Below are 16,199 nucleotides of genomic sequence, written 5' to 3' on the forward strand. Positions count from 1 at the left end.
ACAAAATAAAATCTGTTATTTTTCAATTGGTTATAACTTTCCTTGTAGGGACGCCACGCTGGCGTCCGAATGAAAAAAGACTTTGTCAATAATCTGAAGTTTTAGTATAAAACTGACCGCTTAGAGTGTTCGGAAAGTATTTTGATATAAAGAATTAAAGAGGATATATGTCTTATCGTCGTGGTAAACGTAATGGCATTAAATCGGAAATTAACATTGTTCCCTTTCTAGATGTATTATTAGTATTGTTGCTTATTTTTATGGCAACAGCACCAATTATTAGTCAAAGTGTGGAAGTTGATTTACCAGAAGATCGTCATAGCCAATCAGTCTCTAATGAAGATAAAACGCCAGTGATTTTAGAAATTGCTGGTGTGGCACTATATAAGTTAAAAATTGAAGGGAACTATATTCAGGCTAACGGCCAAGAAAATCTGACTGAGCAAGATGTTGTTGCTTACGCAGGAGAGGCATTCCAAAAAGATAACAACACGTTATTTTTGGTAGCAGGGGGAAAAGATGTTCCTTATGAAGAAGTAATGAAAGGCATTTCATTATTGAAAGATGCAGGCATTAAGTCCGTAGGATTAATGACCGAAGGTAAATAATCAGCAAGGATAATGTGTGAAATCTAGAAACGATAGACTAGAGTTAGCCGTAATTGTTTCAATCCTACTACATCTTGTATTGATAGGATTGTTATTGTTAGGCTCATTATTTACCAAAATGATTGAACCTGCTGCTGGCGGTAGTGGGGGCGATTCTGAGTCTTTTGACGCTGTGATGGTAGATACTGGGCAGGTTGCGGCAGAATATGGGCGAATAAAGGAAAATAAACAAGGTAATCGTCCTAAAGTTGAACCAAAAGAAGAACCGAAGGAAGAAGTTCAAGAGTCTGTTGAAGATGTACAACCTACTCCTGAGGAAGTTGTAGAAGAGAAGAGAAAAGAGCAAGCAATCGCTTTACAAAAGAAACAGGAAGAAATTAAAAAGCAACAAGAGCAAAAACTTCAGGAAGAACAAAAACGTCAAGAGCAACAGCGTCAGCAAGAGTTAGCCAAACAAGAACAACAAAGAAAACTTCAGGAAGAAGAGGCTACTCGTAAAAAAGTAGCTGAAGCAGCTAGACTAAAAGCTGAAGCAGAAGCTAAAAAACTGGAAGCAGCGGCTAAGCAAGCTGAAGAAGATAGAAAAGCTAAAGAAGCTGAAAAACAGAAAGTATTAGAAGAACAGAAGAAAGCAGAGGCTAAAGCTAAAGCAGAAAAAGAAGCAAAAGAAAAAGCTGAGAGAGAGGCTAAAGCTAAAGCAGAAAAAGAGGCAAAAGAAAAAGCTGAAAGAGATGCTAAAGCTAAAGCAGAAAAAGAGGCAAAAGAAAAAGCTGAAAGAGATGCTAAAGCGAAAGTAGAAAAAGAGGCAAAAGAAAAAGCTGAGAAAGAAGCTAAAGCTAAGGCAGAAAAAGAAGCTAAAGCCAAAGCAGAAAAAGAGGCTAAAGCGAAAGCCGAAGCTGCCGCAAAGGCCGAAAAAGCCAAAAATAATAAAGCCCTAGATGATTTCTTAAATAATGGTGATATTGGTGGTGGTACAAGTAAAGGCGGGAATAAAAATAGCTCTGGAAGCCAAGGTAGTGGTGGAACGAGTGGTTTAGGTCAAGGAGCGAATGTTGATGGTAGTGCCTACGGGCAAAGAATTAAGAAATTGATTGAATCACGTTATCGCGTTGATCCAAGTTTTGCTGGAAAACAATGTGATGTGAAAATTTTCTTAGAGCGAGATGGTACTATCAGAAATTATCAGGTTGTAGGAGGCGATAAAGCTGTATGTGATGCTGCCGTAAGTGCAATTGTCGCAACAAGAAAAGTACCACCTGCACCATCTGATCAAGTTTATCAGCAATATAAATCACCAACGCTTGATTTTAGTTTAAAAGTTAAATAACAATCTAACCGAGAGGTTCAAAATGAAATTAGTTTCTCGTTTTACGAGTACAATAATGGCAATGAGTTTATTGGTATCAGGTCTGTTGAGAGCAGAATCTGATATCAGAATTTCTATTGACCAAGGTGTAAGCACGGCACAACCGATCATTGTCGTGCCATTTAAAGCAAATGGAGCTGTACCAGCAGATGTAGCTCAAATTATTTCTGATGATTTACGTAACAGTGGTAAATTCTCGCCAATTCCAAGAGAAAGGCTACCATCTCAGCCAGGATCAGCTGCTGAAATTGTGCCTGATCAGTGGTCAGTTTTAGGTGCTGATAATGTTGTCGTTGGTCAGGTATCTGCATCTGGTGGTGGTTATAATGTCGCTTATCAATTAATTGATGTATTGGGTACTTCAGGAGCAGCAGGAAATGTCATTGCTCAAGGTTCGTTTAACGTACCTGCGGCACAGATTCGTTTAGGTGCTCACACTGTAAGTGATCAAGTGTTTGAAAAATTAACTCAAATTCGTGGTGCATTTAGAACAAAAATTGCCTATGTTGTTCAACGTGGGGTGTCTTCCTATGAGTTACGCGTTTCAGATTATGATGGCTTTAATGCTTTTACAGTAGTTAGTAGCAAAGAACCATTGATGTCGCCAGAGTGGTCACCAGAAGGTTCAAAATTAGCTTATGTAACCTTTGAAAATAAAAAATCACAAGTTGTTGTTCACGATTTACGTTCTGGTGGACGTAAAGTGGTCGGATCATTAAAAGGTCATAATGGTGCTCCATCTTTCTCTCCAGATGGCTCAAGAATAGCTTTTGCATCTAACCAAGATGGGCAACTTAATATTTATGTAACAAGTGTGAACGGTGGTTCACCAAGACAATTAACAAGTGGTGCGGGTAATAATACTGAGCCTAGCTGGTCTCCTGATGGTGGCTCAATTTTATTTACTTCTGATAGAAGTGGTTCACCACAAGTTTATCAAATGAGTGCATCTGGTGGCGGTGCTGGCTTGATTGGCGGTAGCGGTAGTGGTAAAATTTCAGCAGATGGCAAGAATTTAATCATGGTTTCTGGTGATAAAATTGTAAAACGAGATTTAACTTCAGGTAGCACGGAAGTATTAAGTTCTACGTTTTTAGACGAAAGTCCAAGTATTTCACCAAATGGAACAATGGTTATTTATAGCTCTACCAAAGGTGTGAGCAAAGTGCTACAATTGGTGTCCGCAGATGGCCGTTTTAAAGCTAACTTGCCGGGAGCAGGTGGACAATATAAATTCCCTGCTTGGTCACCGTATTTGACAAAACAATAATTCTTTCGGAGAAAAAAATGAAAAAACTAGCTAAAGTATTAATGATTGCGGCACCAGCTTTCGTTTTAGCGGCTTGCAGCAGCTCAAATGACAACGCAAGTGCAAATGCAAATGCGAATACGAATGGTCAAACTTTTGGTGGCTATTCAGTACAAGATTTACAAACTCGTTATAACACTGTGTATTTCGGTTTTGACCGTTATACTGTTGAAGGTGAATACCAACAATTATTAGATGCTCACGCAGCATACTTAACAGCTTCACAAGGTAAAGTAACTGTTGCTGGTCACGCTGATGAACGTGGCACACCAGAGTACAACATCGCATTAGGTCAACGTCGTGCAGATGCAGTACAAAACTACTTAGCATCTAAAGGTGCTTCTAATGTAGCAACAGTTTCTTACGGTGAAGAGAAACCAGCTGTATTAGGTCACTCTGAAGCTGACTATCAGAAAAACCGTCGTGCAGTGTTAGAGTACTAATTTTTACTTTAATTGTTAGCACTAAAGCCCCGATTTTTCGGGGCTTTATTTTTTTATTTAAGTATTTTTTAAGTTTTTTCCGTTAAAATAGCCAACATCATTACTTATAGTTGGGAGATAAAATGCAATTTGTAGGAAAAATATTAGGTTTTATTTTAGGGTACAAATTCTTCGGTGGATTCTTTGGGGGGCTATTAGGGCTTATTATTGGCCACTGGGGAGATAAAAAACTCTATGAGTTAGGTTCTGTTTCATCAAGTATTTTTGGGAAAGGGCTGACACGTCAATCTTTATTTATGCAAACTACTTTTGCTGTTTTAGGACATATCTCTAAGGCAAAAGGAAGAGTAACTGAAAATGATATTCAGTTAGCTCGTAACTTAATGACATCTATGAAATTAGATACAAGCCAGCAGCAATTAGCTCAGAAAGCCTTCACATTAGGCAAAGATACTGAGTTTCCTTTACGGAAGGTAATTCAAGAATTTAGAGAGGCTTGCGGGCAACGTAATGATTTATTACGTTTTTTTGTTGAAGTACAGATGCAAGCTGCCTTACAAGATGGCTCTTTAGATCAAAAAGAGCAACAAATTTTATTTACTATCGCTGAAACTTTGGGAATGTCTCGTTTCCAATTTGAGCAAATGCTCGCAATGGTAGCTGCTGCACAACAATTCCGTTCAGGTTATTATGAACAACGAACTTACCAACAGGGAAATTCTCAACAAGGTCATTATCAGCAAGGGTATGGGCGTTATCAGCAATCATATAGCAGTGGGCCAACTTTAGAAGATGCTTATAAAGTATTGGGAGTATCTGCATCGGATGAACAAAATACAGTTAAAAGAGCTTATCGTAAATTGATGAATGAACATCATCCGGATAAATTAGTCGCAAAAGGTCTTCCACCAGAGATGATGGAAGTGGCAAAAGAAAAAGCACAACAAATTCAGGCGGCTTATGATCTTATTTGTAAAGTCAAAGGTTGGAAATAAGAGATTCTTTATTAGCGGTAAGATTTTGTGGAAAATTTACAAATAGTACCAAGGGTCATTTTAGCCCCAATGCAAGGGGTGTTAGATCCTTTTGTTCGCCAATTATTAACGGCGGTAAATGATTATGATCTCTGCATTTCTGAATTTGTTCGTGTTGTAGAACAAAAATTGCCGAAAAAGGCTTTTTATCGTTTGTGTCCAGAACTACATAATAATGGTTTTACGCCATCAGGCACGCCTGTTCGGGTGCAGATTTTAGGGCAGCATCCGCAATGGTTAGCAGAAAATGCAGCGTTAGCAGTGGAGTTAGGATCGCACGGCGTGGATCTGAATTGTGGTTGTCCATCAAAAACAGTGAATGGCAGTAATGGTGGGGCATCATTACTCAAGCAGCCCGAATTGATCTACCAAGCAACAAAAGCAATGCGAGAGGCTGTACCAGCTGATCAGCCTGTATCAGTCAAAGTCCGATTAGGTTGGGATAATAGCAACGCTTGTTTTGAAATTGCTGATGCGGTGCAACAAGGTGGTGCAACAGAAATTACGGTGCATGGTCGAACAAAAATGGATGGATATCGTGCAGAGCGTATAAATTGGCAAGCAATTGGCGATATTGCTAAACGCCTTGCTATTCCTGTGATTGCCAATGGCGAAATTTGGGATTTTGAATCTGCAAAAAAATGTCAAGAAGTCACCGCTTGTCGGTCAATAATGATTGGGCGTGGTGCGTTGAATGTGCCAAATCTAAGTCGAGTAGTCAAATTTAATCAGGTTAAAATGACGTGGGATAACGTATTAGAGTTACTTTTCCAATATGTCAATATGGAAAATAAGCAAGATACAGGGTTCTATCACGTTGCTCGGATTAAACAATGGCTACGTTATCTTGATAAGGAGTATCCAGAAGCAGAGCAATTATTTGATATTCTTAAAACAGAACACGGCTATGATGGTTTAAAACAACATATTATTCAGGCGGTAAATCAGAATGGAAAAACGTATTTTTAATGAAGAAGAGCCAACAGTTGCTCAACATCAACCCAAGCAAGAATTTTCTCATACAGACGATATTCAGTTTGATCTTCCTGAAGAAATTGAACCTCAATTAGCCTTTGAAGAAACGCTTAAACCATCTCGTTTTTGGATTCGTTTATTTTTAGGTGCATTGGTTCTTTTAGGTATTGCAGTTATTGCACAATCTGTTCAATGGTTGATTGATTCGTGGCAACAAAATCAGTGGATCTATTTGGCTTTTGCTATTGCATTTTTTGTGATCAGCTTGGCTGGTATTGGTGCTATTATTGGTGAATGGCGTAAATTATTATGGCTGCGTAAACATCATTATCAACAGCAAGTGAGCCAACAATTACTAGATGATCATTCTGCGACAAGCGGTGAGAAAGCTACAATTTTTTGTAAGTCAGCGATAGCTAATTTAGCTCGAACTCCAATGATTGAACAAGCACAACAACGTTGGCAATCTCAGCTTGATGAAGCCTACAATAGCAAAGAAGTCTTTTATCTTTTCAGTCAAACAGTATTAAAACCGATTGATGATCAAGTTAAAAAACTAATTAGTAAGAGTGCCGCTGAAAATGCCCTTATTGTTGCAATTAGCCCATTGGCTATTGTGGATGTATTGATGGTTGCTTGGCGAAATATTGCTCTTGTTAATAAAATTACTAACGCTTACGGAATGGAATTAGGCTATATCAGTCGTTTAAAACTATTTAAGATGGTATTAACTAATATGGTATTTGCTGGTGCAACGGAGATTGTTACCGATATGGGCAGTGAATTTTTCTCGCAAAATCTTACCGCTAAATTGTCAGTGCGAGTTGCTCAAGGTATTGGTGTTGGTTTATTAACAGCTCGCTTAGGCATAAAAGCAATGGAATTTTGTCGCCCAATTGTTTTTCAAAAAGGGGAACGACCAACACTTTCTGTTGTCAGACAAGAGCTATTAGGTGTCCTGAAAACGACTTTATTTAGCAAATCAGAGCAAAAAGAAAGAGAAGTGAACTTGTAAAGTTTCACTTACTCACAAACAAAGGTCAATAGACCCTAGTACATAAACTTTAACATTAAATCATTAGAGGTTTACATTTATGAAAAAATGGATTGTGATTATCGTCCTTGCTGTTGTGGCATTATTTGGCGGAATGACATTAAGTAGTAGCTATAACAGTTTGGTAAAAGCAGAAGAGGATATAAATTCTGTTTGGGCAAACGTAGAATCGGCTTATCAACGCCGAGCGGATTTAATTCCAAATTTAGTGAATACGGTGAAAGGGCAGGCTAATTTTGAGAAGGAAACTCTCACTAATGTAATTGAAGCTCGAGCAAAAGCAACCCAAACTAAAATTGATCCAACAAATGCGACTGAAGAGCAGATGGCTCAGTTCCAACAAGCTCAACAAGGTTTAAATTCGGCTCTTTCTCGTTTATTAGTTAGTGTAGAAAAATACCCAGAATTAAAAGCTCACGAAGGGTTCTTAAATCTTCAGGCTCAAATTGAAGGCACAGAAAATCGTATCAATGTAGAGCGTAATAATTTTAATGCAGCAGTAAAAGAGTACAACAAGCAAGTTCGTCAATTACCGACCAAATTAGCGGCTTTGTTATTTGGTTTTAGCCCAAAACCACAATTCAAAGCGGAAGTCGGCTCAGAAAAAGCTCCCGTTGTAAATTTTAACTAATCACGCAGGGGCGTAACATACGCCCTTCATCTTTTTGCTACTTTGCAAGAAAATACAAAAATCTAACCGCTTATTAAATACAAATGAGGAATGAATGGGATTATTTTCATTTTTTGAACGTAAATTGCCTCTCGATACCAAGCAGATCGAAGAGGCAATTTCACATTTAGAGAAAACAACATCGGCCGAATTACGGGTTGTGGTAGAGCGTAAAGCTAAACATAAAAATGCACTTGAAAGAGCAACACAACTTTTTAATGAATTAGAAATGCATAACACAGCAGAAAGAAATGGCGTATTGCTTTATCTCTCTTTTAAGCCACATTTAATTGCGGTAATTGGTGATGAAGGTATTCATCAAAAAGTTGGAAACTCATTTTGGCAAGGTGTGTATGATTCAATGAAAGCGGATTGTCAAAAAGGACAATTTACGCAGGCCATTTGCGAAGGTATTAAGCAGGTTGAGAACCAGCTTGCACGTCATTTCCCTATTCAGGCGAATGATGTGAATGAATTATCGAATGAGGTTATTATTAAATGAGAAAAAATATAGCTCGTTATGCCATATTATGTGCCACGCTATTTTTTACGTTATTTAGTTTTGCGAATTATCCCGCAGTACCTAAGCCGTTTCGCTATGTTTCTGATTATACTCAAACGTTAACGCAACAAGAACGCCAGACGTTAGAGAAGGCTTTAATTGATTATGCATCAAAAACAAGTTCCCAAATTGCCGTTGTGATCGTTCCCAATACAAATGGCGAAGCAGTATCGAGTTATTCACATAACTTATTTAATCAATGGGGAATTGGCAGACAGAAAGAAAATAATGGCGTTCTATTGCTGATTGCTAAAGATGACCGAAAACTCTTTATTGCAACGGGGCGTGGGCTAGAGGCAGCACTGCCTGATGCAATTGCATCTTCAATTATTCGTAATGATATTACCCCTTATTTCAAGCAGAATTTATATGCTCAGGGCATTGCTAAAGGGCTATCTTCAATTATTGCTGCAACGCAAGGAGAATATGCTCCTGTTGTGGAAGAAGAAACTCAAAACTTATTTGGGTTAGATGATGAACAGATATTTTTTATCATTGCTATTGCTATTTTCATCTTATTCCAATTTATTGGGAGAGGGGGAAACAGATATGTAAGCCCAAGTACTGCTGACAGAATTATTCGTACGACCAGATCTTCAGGTGGATTTGGTAGTGGACGAGGCGGCTTTGGTGGAGGTTTTGGCGGCGGTGGCTTCGGTGGTGGTAGCGGAGGCGGATTCGGCGGTGGTAGCTCAGGCGGTGGTGGAGCTGGAGGGAGTTGGTAGCAAATAAGCGGTCTAATTCACTTCTTTTTTTGCAAAAAGACCGCTTTAGATATCATTTCGTACCAAATATTTTATCGCCTGCATCACCTAAGCCAGGGATAATATAACCATTTTCATTTAAGTGGCTGTCAATAGACGCAGTATAAAGTTCAATATCAGGGTGAGTTGCTTCTAATGCCTTAATACCTTCAGGGGCAGCAACCAAAACTAATACTTTAATATGCTTACAACCAGCTTTTTTGAGTAGATCGATGGTCGCAATCATTGATCCCCCCGTAGCGAGCATAGGATCAACAATGATGGCTAAACGCTCCTCTACGTCATTCGCTAATTTGGTGAAATACGGAACAGGTTCTAAGGTTTCTTCATTACGATAGATCCCCACTACGCTAATTCTTGCACTTGGAATATGTTCTAACACTCCGTCCATCATTCCAAGACCTGCTCTTAGAATCGGAACAACAGTTACCTTTTTCCCCTTAATACGATCAATCTCAACAGGTCCATTCCAACCTTCAATCGTTACTTTTTCAGTTTCTAAATCTGTTGTTGCTTCGTAAGTAAGTAGGCTACCAACTTCTGTTGCTAATTGACGGAAATCTTTTGTATTCACATCAGCTGCACGCATTAAGCCGATTTTATGTTTAATCAATGGGTGTTTAACTTCAATAACTTTCATTTTTTATCCTCATTATTATTTTGAAGTGGTGCTATTTTAGCAGAAATTCTGTGATTTCCTTTAATTTAAATCAGATAACAATGCCCAAAATGCTTGAATTATCGGTTCTTGTAAACGTCTTTGTTGTACACAAATACCGAGTTCAAAAGGCTGGATAGGGAGTGTCAAATTAAAATAAGAAATCTGATTATTAACAGGACTATGTTGCACGACAATATCAGGTAAGAGAGCAACACCACAACCAACAGCGACCATCGGTACTATCGCCTCGTGTCCTTCAACCGTTGCATAAATTTTCGGTTCTTTGATTTTTTGCAATTTAAACCAGTGATCTATCCGCTTACGAGCTGGCCCCTCTACGGGTAAGATAAAAGGCACATTCTGCCAATCAATTGGCGATTGTTGTAATAACTGTGTTGCAGGGCAAGCTATTCTAGGCACAATGAGTGATAAGGTAATATCATCAATAAAATGGAAAGCGATATTAGGAGGTAATATTTCTGGCTTACCTGTTAAAGATATATCTGCCTGTAAAGATTGTACGCTATGTAATGCCTTAGCGGGATCGCCCGTACTTAGTACAATTTCAATTTTAGGGTAGCGTTTACGAAATTTTTCTAAGATAGTCGGTAGATGGCTATAAGCTGCAGTAACAGAGCAAAATAATTTTAGCTCCCCTTCTAGCTCTTTCTGATGAGGTGATAACTCACGCTGTATTTGTTGCCAATTTTCCCAAGTATGTTTGGCAAAAACAAGAAAACGTTGCCCAGCATCCGTTAAGCAAACTTGGCGATTATCACGCAAAAAGAGCGGTTGCCCAATCTCGTCTTCCATTCGCTGAATTTGACGAGAAAGGGTTGATGCACTCATATGATTCTTTTCAGCAGAGCGAATAAAACTTTTCGTCTGAACAATATCAAGAAAAAGTTTAAGGTTTTGGAAGTTCATTCTTTTTATGATGTTCTAAGATCACTTGTTTAAATAAGCTATCAATTTGCTGTGATATTTTCTCACTTGAGAAGTCTTGTACTCGAATTAAGCTCTGTCTGGAATAATATTGTCTTAATTCATCGTTGTTTAAAAGCTCAAGTACGGCATCAATAAACATTTCTTTATTATGCATTGGAATTAATTTCCCATATTCACTATTCGCACCTAAAATATCTTTAGGTCCAGTAGGGCAATCCATAGCAACAACAGGAACGCCTAGAGCCATACTTTCTAGTAACACAGTGGGTAGTCCTTCTTTTTCAGATGTATGCAAAAACAAACGAGCATTCTTCATATATGGATATGGATTTTCTACTTCACCTAATAAGAAGCATCTATTCTCTAAATTTAATTGAGATATTTTAGTTTTTAGCTGAACATATTCATCACCTTTTCCAATAATATAAAGATCCTCTTGAATCCCTTTCTCGACCAGTTTTGCAAAAATATCAATTAAATCAGAATGTCGTTTTAAGCTATCTAGCCTAGCAACTTGGACTAAATATGATTTAGAGGTGATTTTAATATCAGAGTCATATTCTGATTTGGTACGAATGTTATTAAAATCAATAGGGTTGTATAGAGTAGTTATTTTATTACTTTCTATTTCTAAAGAGAGTAATTGTTGTTCCATTTCATCAGTAATGGTAATAATCTTATCATACTTTTTTAAAAGATTTTTTCTTCGCGATGAGAATTTATTTAGATTAATTGATGAATGAACCCACCGCATAGTAGGAATACTGATTTTATTAAAAGACAAATATTGATCAAATTGTTCAGAAAAACCAATGATTAGATCATAATTTCCAGTTAGAATATAATCCTTTAATTTTCTTTTTATTATTATTTTTTCACGAATTCTAAAAATCTTCTCTTTTATTCTATTAAGGATATTTGATTTTTTATTTCTTTTCATTCTTGATGATATTAAAAAATATTCTTTGTCAAATGCATATTTGGTATTAACTCCATCAGGAATATCCTTGGAAAAAACACTATCATCAGTATTAAATAGAATGAATAAATCTGTCTTAACATCCTCCTTATCTTTTAAAATATCAAGATAATTGATTAGAACCTTTTCAACCCCACCAACAATTAGCCATTTATTCAATATTAATACTTTCATTTCCCACTTCCAAATTTCTTTCTTTAAATTAATTGGATTAACCAATAAAATATTTTCCATTAACCTGTTATTGATTATTATTTGCTAAAGATATTATACTTTCTTTTAGTTTATGTATATGATTAGTTAGTGTCGGGTTATAATTAAGTATTTTATAGGGGTCTAAAATCCTATGTTTATTGCTTTCTTTATATTTTATTGATTGAGCTATTACATTCTCTAATGAGAATTTATCATTTTTTATAAAAGATAAATTTAAATCATCATTCAATGTTTCAAGGCAAGCCATATTTTTTGAGAAAATGATCGGTGTGCCAGATAAAATAGACTCTATCCCTACTAAACCAAAAGGCTCATAAATTGACGCCATTATAGTAAAATCTGCGGCTCTATATAACTCCGGCATATCGTCACGATACCCTAAATAGCGTATATTTTTTGTTTCTTCTACAGGGGAACCTACTACTACAAGTTTTATTGGAAGATCAGTTTTTTCAAAAAATTGCTTTAACTCTTGAAAACCTTTTCGATAATGACCTGTTGATGGGAATAAGTAGATGATTTCATTTTCTAAAAAACCTAATTTTTTTCTTAGCTTATCTCGTTCAGAATCTGAAATGGTATGGAATCTTTCGGTATCGACAGGGGGATATATAACCTTTATTTTTTTAGGATCAAGATTATACAATTCCACTAGCTCATCTTTCATTAAATTTGAATGAGCAATAATTAATCTTGCTGTATTAAAGCATTTTTGTTCATTAGCAATTTTGAATCTATCAACAAGTGTTGGTTTTTTATTTATTGCTCTTAAATATCCCTTATGTTGTCCACCACAAATAGTAATATCGTTATAGGTGTGGGTCATAGATAGAATAATTTCATCACTTTGCTTATGTTTTTTTATAAAATTGGATAGAAAAGGCAATCTCAGTTTTTTAGGAATAAAACTCAAATTTGCTTTTAGTGGGTTAATCTTATTATATTCTGCAAGTTGAGAATCAAAATAAGTTGAATAGACATTACACTTAATATTCTGTTGATAGAAACCATTTATAATATCCAACACATATCTTTCACTTCCACCACCTTTTTTAAATTTTAAACAAGCGATTGAGATATTCATTTTATGTTACCTATTAAATAATAAATATGTTTTTTTGTTAATTTTATCTACAATTGTGTAGTATTCTCTTCTTAATTTCTCCAGTAATGTTCTGTTTTGTTTATCTTTTAACGATTGAATGTTACTTTCAATAGCAGTATTTGGTTTAATACAAGCTGGGTGTACACAAAATAAATTGACTTTATGTTCCCAAAATCTATCCATAGAGATATCAACTTCATAAACCCATTCTTTTTCATAATAGTTAATTAGTTTTCTTGCTGCATTGGGAGTAATAAAGTAGCCACTAGTATTTCCAAAAGAAATATCTACTTTAGATACAACAGTGCTGTTTATTTTTACAACAGGACTGCTCTTTAATGTTTTAAAGGTAGGAGGAGAAAACCAGAAGAATTCGAAATTATTTTGTTCTGAATATGTAAATTGATAAACATCTATAAAGTTATCTTGTAGTAAAGAATCATCTTCTAACACAATAATGGGTTGATTCAATTCAACACACTTTTCCCATAAAAGATAGTGACTAGCCCAGCAACCAAGCTGTGATAAACTCATATAGTTACCCTTACGGGTAAAACGTTTTTGTTTATTATATTTTTTAAAAAGATAGAAATCTGGGTTGTCATTCCCATTGATGGCTGAGAAAAAATTATACTGAATAGGACTCTGTAATTGTTTATTAAGCTGTTCAAATTGTTCTATGATAAATTGCTTACGCTCTATTGACTTAGCTAAATTGATGATAAAAATGGGGGTTGAATTGGTATTTTGCATATCACTATTCCGTATAGACAAAACCCCACAACTGTGGGGTTTTTAAATTTAATCATTAGTTGATTATTTTTTGCTTGGAATGCTGAAGCGTTTGTTAAAACGTTCAACACGACCACCAGTATCAACAACACGTTGTTTACCAGTGTAGAACGGGTGGCAGTTACCACACACGTCTAAGTTTAAATCTTTACCCACTGTTGAGCGAGTTTTAATTACGTTACCGCAAGAACAAGTTGCAGTAATTTCTACATAGTTAGGATGAATACCTTGTTTCATTATGGAAAACCTCTAAAGAAGCCATATCGCCATCAGAGCATACAACTCGGCTGTCTGATACCATATGTATGAATATTCGCTGAGAATCTCAGCACCAAAAGAGCAAGCATTCTACTCTAATTTTTTCTCAAATTCAATCATCGTTATTGTGAAATAGATCACATTTTTAAGCTGAGATAAATAGGGAGCTTTATAGAAAAATAGTGTAGAATCACTTTAAATTTTTATGCTTTCTAAATTACATTTTAAGGAGTCAAAATGACAGAACGCAAAGTTTTAGCCAATGCAATTCGTTTCTTATCAATGGATGCCGTTCAAAAAGCTAATTCAGGACACCCAGGTGCCCCAATGGGAATGGCGGATATTGCCGAAGTATTATGGCGTGATTTCCTTTCGCATAACCCAACTAATCCTGCTTGGGCAAATCGTGATCGCTTTGTATTGTCAAATGGACACGGCTCAATGTTAATTTATAGCTTGTTACATTTAACAGGTTATGATCTTTCAATTGAAGACTTGAAACAGTTCCGTCAATTACACTCAAAAACACCAGGTCACCCAGAATATGGCTATGCACCAGGTGTAGAAACCACTACTGGCCCATTAGGTCAAGGGATCACTAATGCAGTGGGAATGGCACTGGCAGAAAAAACATTAGCTGCACAATTCAACCGAGAAGGACACAATATTGTAAACCATTATACTTATGCATTCCTTGGCGATGGTTGTTTAATGGAAGGAATTTCTCACGAAGCTTGTTCATTAGCAGGAACATTAGGATTAGGTAAGCTGATCGCATTCTATGATGATAATAATATCTCTATTGATGGTCACGTTGATGGCTGGTTCTCAGATGATACCGCGTTACGTTTTGAGTCCTATGGCTGGCAAGTTATTCGTAATGTCGATGGACACGATGCAGAACAAATCAAATTTGCGATTGAAAATGCTCAGGCAGAAACAGAGCGTCCAACTTTAATTATTTGTAAAACTATTATTGGGTATGGTTCACCAAACAAATCTAATTCTCACGATTGCCACGGTGCACCACTAGGTGATGCTGAAATTGCAGCAGCTCGCGAATTTTTACAATGGGAACACGCACCATTTGAAATTCCAGCAGATATTTATGCTAAATGGGACGCTAAAGCGAAAGGACAAGTTGCAGAGAAAGAATGGAATGCAAAATTTGCTGCTTATCAAGCCGCTTATCCAGAGCTTGCAGCAGAATTTGAACGTCGTGTAAACGGTAACTTACCAACAAATTGGGCTGCGGAATCACAAGCATTTATCGAGAAACTACAAGCGAATCCTGCGACAATCGCAAGCCGTAAAGCCTCTCAAAATGCGATTGAAGCCTATGCACATATTCTTCCTGAATTTTTAGGTGGCTCAGCGGACTTAGCAAGTTCTAACTTAACATTATGGTCTGGTTCTAAACCAATTCGTGCAGATTACAATGTTGATGGCAACTATGTAAACTATGGCGTGCGTGAGTTTGGTATGTCTGCCATTATGAATGGTATTGCATTGCACGGTGGATTTATCCCTTATGGTGCAACATTCTTAATGTTTATGGAATATGCACATAACGCCGTGCGTATGGCTGCATTGATGAAACAGCGTGTTCTTTTTGTTTATACCCACGACTCTATCGGCTTAGGTGAAGATGGTCCGACTCACCAACCTGTTGAGCAAACATCGGCTTTACGTCTAATTCCAAATTTAGATACTTGGAGACCTTGTGACCAAGTCGAATCAGCAGTTGCGTGGAAAGCTGCCGTTGAGAAGAAAACAGGCCCAAGTGCATTAATTTTCACACGTCAGAACTTAGTTCAAATGGAACGTAATGCAGAACAATTAGCTAACGTTGCTCGTGGTGGTTATATCTTAAAAGATTGTGATGGCACACCAGAGCTTATCCTTATTGCAACAGGCTCTGAAGTTGAGCTGGCAGTAAAAGCAGCGGAACTCTTAACAAGTGAAGGACGCAAAGTTCGTGTTGTATCAATGCCAAGTACTAATGTATTTGATGCTCAAGATGAAGCTTATCGTGAATCTGTATTACCAAGCTCAGTCACTAAACGTGTTGCGATTGAAGCGGGCATAGCAGATTTCTGGTATAAATATGTAGGATTTGGTGGACGCATTGTTGGAATGAATAGTTTCGGTGAATCTGCTCCAGCTGGCGAATTATTTAAACTTTTCGGCTTTACCGTTGAAAATGTAGTCGCAAAAGCAAAAGAGATCTTATAATCAATTAAATAATAAAGGGGAAATTAAATTTCCCCTCAGATTATTGACAAAGTCTTTTTTCATTCGGACGCCAGCGTGGCGTCCCTACAAGGAAAGTTATAACCAATTGAAAAATAACATATTTTATTTTTGTTATGTAGGGACGCCACGCTGGCGTCCGTTTATTGAATACAACAAATTGAGGTTTGTCATCAATCTATGGTGGGCTAAAGCCCACCCT

The 16,199-nt window shown here is 36.8% G+C and carries 17 protein-coding genes; 11 read left to right on the plus strand and 6 right to left on the minus strand.

The genetic code is table 11. The annotated features are described in order from the left end of the window. The first annotated feature begins 167 nt into the window (after window positions 1-167). From tolR to A1D25_RS02165, 10 genes are all read left to right on the plus strand, one after another. Window positions 168-608, plus strand: a complete 441-nt coding sequence (tolR, locus tag A1D25_RS02120) for a colicin uptake protein TolR (protein WP_157394061.1) — start codon at window positions 168-170, stop codon at window positions 606-608. A gap of 16 nt (window positions 609-624) precedes the next feature. Next, complete coding sequence (tolA, locus tag A1D25_RS02125) at window positions 625-1,935, plus strand: cell envelope integrity protein TolA (RefSeq protein ID WP_157394062.1); 1,311 nt, start codon at window positions 625-627, stop codon at window positions 1,933-1,935. Window positions 1,936-1,957: 22 nt separating this feature from the next. After that, the gene (gene tolB / locus A1D25_RS02130; RefSeq protein WP_157394063.1) at window positions 1,958-3,244 is read left to right on the plus strand and encodes a Tol-Pal system beta propeller repeat protein TolB; all 1,287 of its coding nucleotides are present in this window, start codon (window positions 1,958-1,960) and stop codon (window positions 3,242-3,244) included. Window positions 3,245-3,261: 17 nt separating this feature from the next. Beyond that, the gene (gene pal / locus A1D25_RS02135) at window positions 3,262-3,726 is read left to right on the plus strand and encodes a peptidoglycan-associated lipoprotein Pal (RefSeq protein WP_157394064.1); all 465 of its coding nucleotides are present in this window, start codon (window positions 3,262-3,264) and stop codon (window positions 3,724-3,726) included. 122 nt (window positions 3,727-3,848) lie between these two features. Continuing rightward, the gene (gene djlA / locus A1D25_RS02140; RefSeq protein ID WP_157394065.1) at window positions 3,849-4,721 is read left to right on the plus strand and encodes a co-chaperone DjlA; all 873 of its coding nucleotides are present in this window, start codon (window positions 3,849-3,851) and stop codon (window positions 4,719-4,721) included. A 42-nt stretch (window positions 4,722-4,763) separates the two neighbouring features. Further along, window positions 4,764-5,729: a tRNA dihydrouridine(16) synthase DusC gene (gene dusC / locus A1D25_RS02145; protein WP_157394076.1), complete on the plus strand. Its 966-nt coding sequence runs from the start codon at window positions 4,764-4,766 to the stop codon at window positions 5,727-5,729. After that, the gene (locus tag A1D25_RS02150; protein WP_157394066.1) at window positions 5,710-6,750 is read left to right on the plus strand and encodes a YcjF family protein; all 1,041 of its coding nucleotides are present in this window, start codon (window positions 5,710-5,712) and stop codon (window positions 6,748-6,750) included. Before dusC ends, A1D25_RS02150 begins: the two co-directional genes overlap by 20 nt. A 79-nt stretch (window positions 6,751-6,829) precedes the next feature. Beyond that, on the plus strand, window positions 6,830-7,420 hold the full coding sequence (locus tag A1D25_RS02155; RefSeq protein WP_157394067.1) for a LemA family protein: 591 nt from the start codon (window positions 6,830-6,832) through the stop codon (window positions 7,418-7,420). Between the two features lie 94 nt (window positions 7,421-7,514). Continuing rightward, entirely contained in the window at window positions 7,515-7,961 is a 447-nt protein-coding gene (locus A1D25_RS02160; RefSeq protein ID WP_157394068.1) for a TPM domain-containing protein, read from the plus strand. After that, entirely contained in the window at window positions 7,958-8,746 is a 789-nt protein-coding gene (locus tag A1D25_RS02165; RefSeq protein ID WP_157394069.1) for a TPM domain-containing protein, read from the plus strand. Before A1D25_RS02160 ends, A1D25_RS02165 begins: the two co-directional genes overlap by 4 nt. A 52-nt stretch (window positions 8,747-8,798) precedes the next feature. Here the strand turns inward: A1D25_RS02165 and upp are convergent, their stop codons facing one another. From upp to rpmE, 6 genes are all read right to left on the minus strand, one after another. After that, a complete protein-coding gene (gene upp / locus A1D25_RS02170; RefSeq protein ID WP_157394070.1) occupies window positions 8,799-9,425 on the minus strand; it encodes a uracil phosphoribosyltransferase in 627 nt (208 codons plus the stop codon). Between the two features lie 60 nt (window positions 9,426-9,485). Continuing rightward, window positions 9,486-10,373 (minus strand): HTH-type transcriptional activator IlvY, encoded by an 888-nt coding sequence (gene ilvY / locus A1D25_RS02175; RefSeq protein WP_157394071.1) that lies wholly within the window; start codon window positions 10,371-10,373, stop codon window positions 9,486-9,488. Continuing rightward, complete coding sequence (locus A1D25_RS11035) at window positions 10,354-11,607, minus strand: glycosyltransferase (protein ID WP_157394072.1); 1,254 nt, start codon at window positions 11,605-11,607, stop codon at window positions 10,354-10,356. Before A1D25_RS11035 ends, ilvY begins: the two co-directional genes overlap by 20 nt. 7 nt (window positions 11,608-11,614) lie before the next feature. After that, entirely contained in the window at window positions 11,615-12,673 is a 1,059-nt protein-coding gene (locus A1D25_RS02185; RefSeq protein WP_157394073.1) for a glycosyltransferase family 4 protein, read from the minus strand. A 6-nt stretch (window positions 12,674-12,679) separates the two neighbouring features. Then, on the minus strand, window positions 12,680-13,447 hold the full coding sequence (locus tag A1D25_RS02190; protein ID WP_157394074.1) for a glycosyltransferase family 25 protein: 768 nt from the start codon (window positions 13,445-13,447) through the stop codon (window positions 12,680-12,682). Between the two features lie 63 nt (window positions 13,448-13,510). After that, window positions 13,511-13,723 carry a 50S ribosomal protein L31 gene (rpmE, locus tag A1D25_RS02195; RefSeq protein ID WP_123956433.1) on the minus strand — a complete coding sequence of 71 codons (213 nt, stop codon included), beginning with the start codon at window positions 13,721-13,723 and terminating at the stop codon, window positions 13,511-13,513. A gap of 258 nt (window positions 13,724-13,981) precedes the next feature. Between rpmE and tkt the strand changes: the two genes are divergently transcribed. Next, on the plus strand, window positions 13,982-15,979 hold the full coding sequence (tkt, locus tag A1D25_RS02200; RefSeq protein ID WP_157394075.1) for a transketolase: 1,998 nt from the start codon (window positions 13,982-13,984) through the stop codon (window positions 15,977-15,979). Window positions 15,980-16,199 lie beyond the last annotated feature (220 nt).

Source organism: Ursidibacter arcticus (assembly GCF_009761375.1).
Taxonomy (GTDB): Bacteria; Pseudomonadota; Gammaproteobacteria; order Enterobacterales; family Pasteurellaceae; genus Ursidibacter; species Ursidibacter arcticus.

Excerpts from the sequence above, each read along its gene's own strand:
- tolR (WP_157394061.1), top strand. The coding sequence starts at position 168 with ATGTCTTATCGTCGTGGTAAACGTAATGGCATTAAATCGGAAATTAAC.
- tolB (WP_157394063.1), top strand. The coding sequence starts at position 1,958 with ATGAAATTAGTTTCTCGTTTTACGAGTACAATAATGGCAATGAGTTTA.
- pal (WP_157394064.1), top strand. The coding sequence starts at position 3,262 with ATGAAAAAACTAGCTAAAGTATTAATGATTGCGGCACCAGCTTTCGTT.
- djlA (WP_157394065.1), top strand. The coding sequence starts at position 3,849 with ATGCAATTTGTAGGAAAAATATTAGGTTTTATTTTAGGGTACAAATTC.
- A1D25_RS02150 (WP_157394066.1), top strand. The coding sequence starts at position 5,710 with ATGGAAAAACGTATTTTTAATGAAGAAGAGCCAACAGTTGCTCAACAT.
- A1D25_RS02155 (WP_157394067.1), top strand. The coding sequence starts at position 6,830 with ATGAAAAAATGGATTGTGATTATCGTCCTTGCTGTTGTGGCATTATTT.
- A1D25_RS02160 (WP_157394068.1), top strand. The coding sequence starts at position 7,515 with ATGGGATTATTTTCATTTTTTGAACGTAAATTGCCTCTCGATACCAAG.
- A1D25_RS02165 (WP_157394069.1), top strand. The coding sequence starts at position 7,958 with ATGAGAAAAAATATAGCTCGTTATGCCATATTATGTGCCACGCTATTT.
- upp (WP_157394070.1), bottom strand. The coding sequence starts at position 9,425 with ATGAAAGTTATTGAAGTTAAACACCCATTGATTAAACATAAAATCGGC.
- ilvY (WP_157394071.1), bottom strand. The coding sequence starts at position 10,373 with ATGAACTTCCAAAACCTTAAACTTTTTCTTGATATTGTTCAGACGAAA.
- A1D25_RS11035 (WP_157394072.1), bottom strand. The coding sequence starts at position 11,607 with ATGGAAAATATTTTATTGGTTAATCCAATTAATTTAAAGAAAGAAATT.
- A1D25_RS02185 (WP_157394073.1), bottom strand. The coding sequence starts at position 12,673 with ATGAATATCTCAATCGCTTGTTTAAAATTTAAAAAAGGTGGTGGAAGT.
- A1D25_RS02190 (WP_157394074.1), bottom strand. The coding sequence starts at position 13,447 with ATGCAAAATACCAATTCAACCCCCATTTTTATCATCAATTTAGCTAAG.
- rpmE (WP_123956433.1), bottom strand. The coding sequence starts at position 13,723 with ATGAAACAAGGTATTCATCCTAACTATGTAGAAATTACTGCAACTTGT.
- tkt (WP_157394075.1), top strand. The coding sequence starts at position 13,982 with ATGACAGAACGCAAAGTTTTAGCCAATGCAATTCGTTTCTTATCAATG.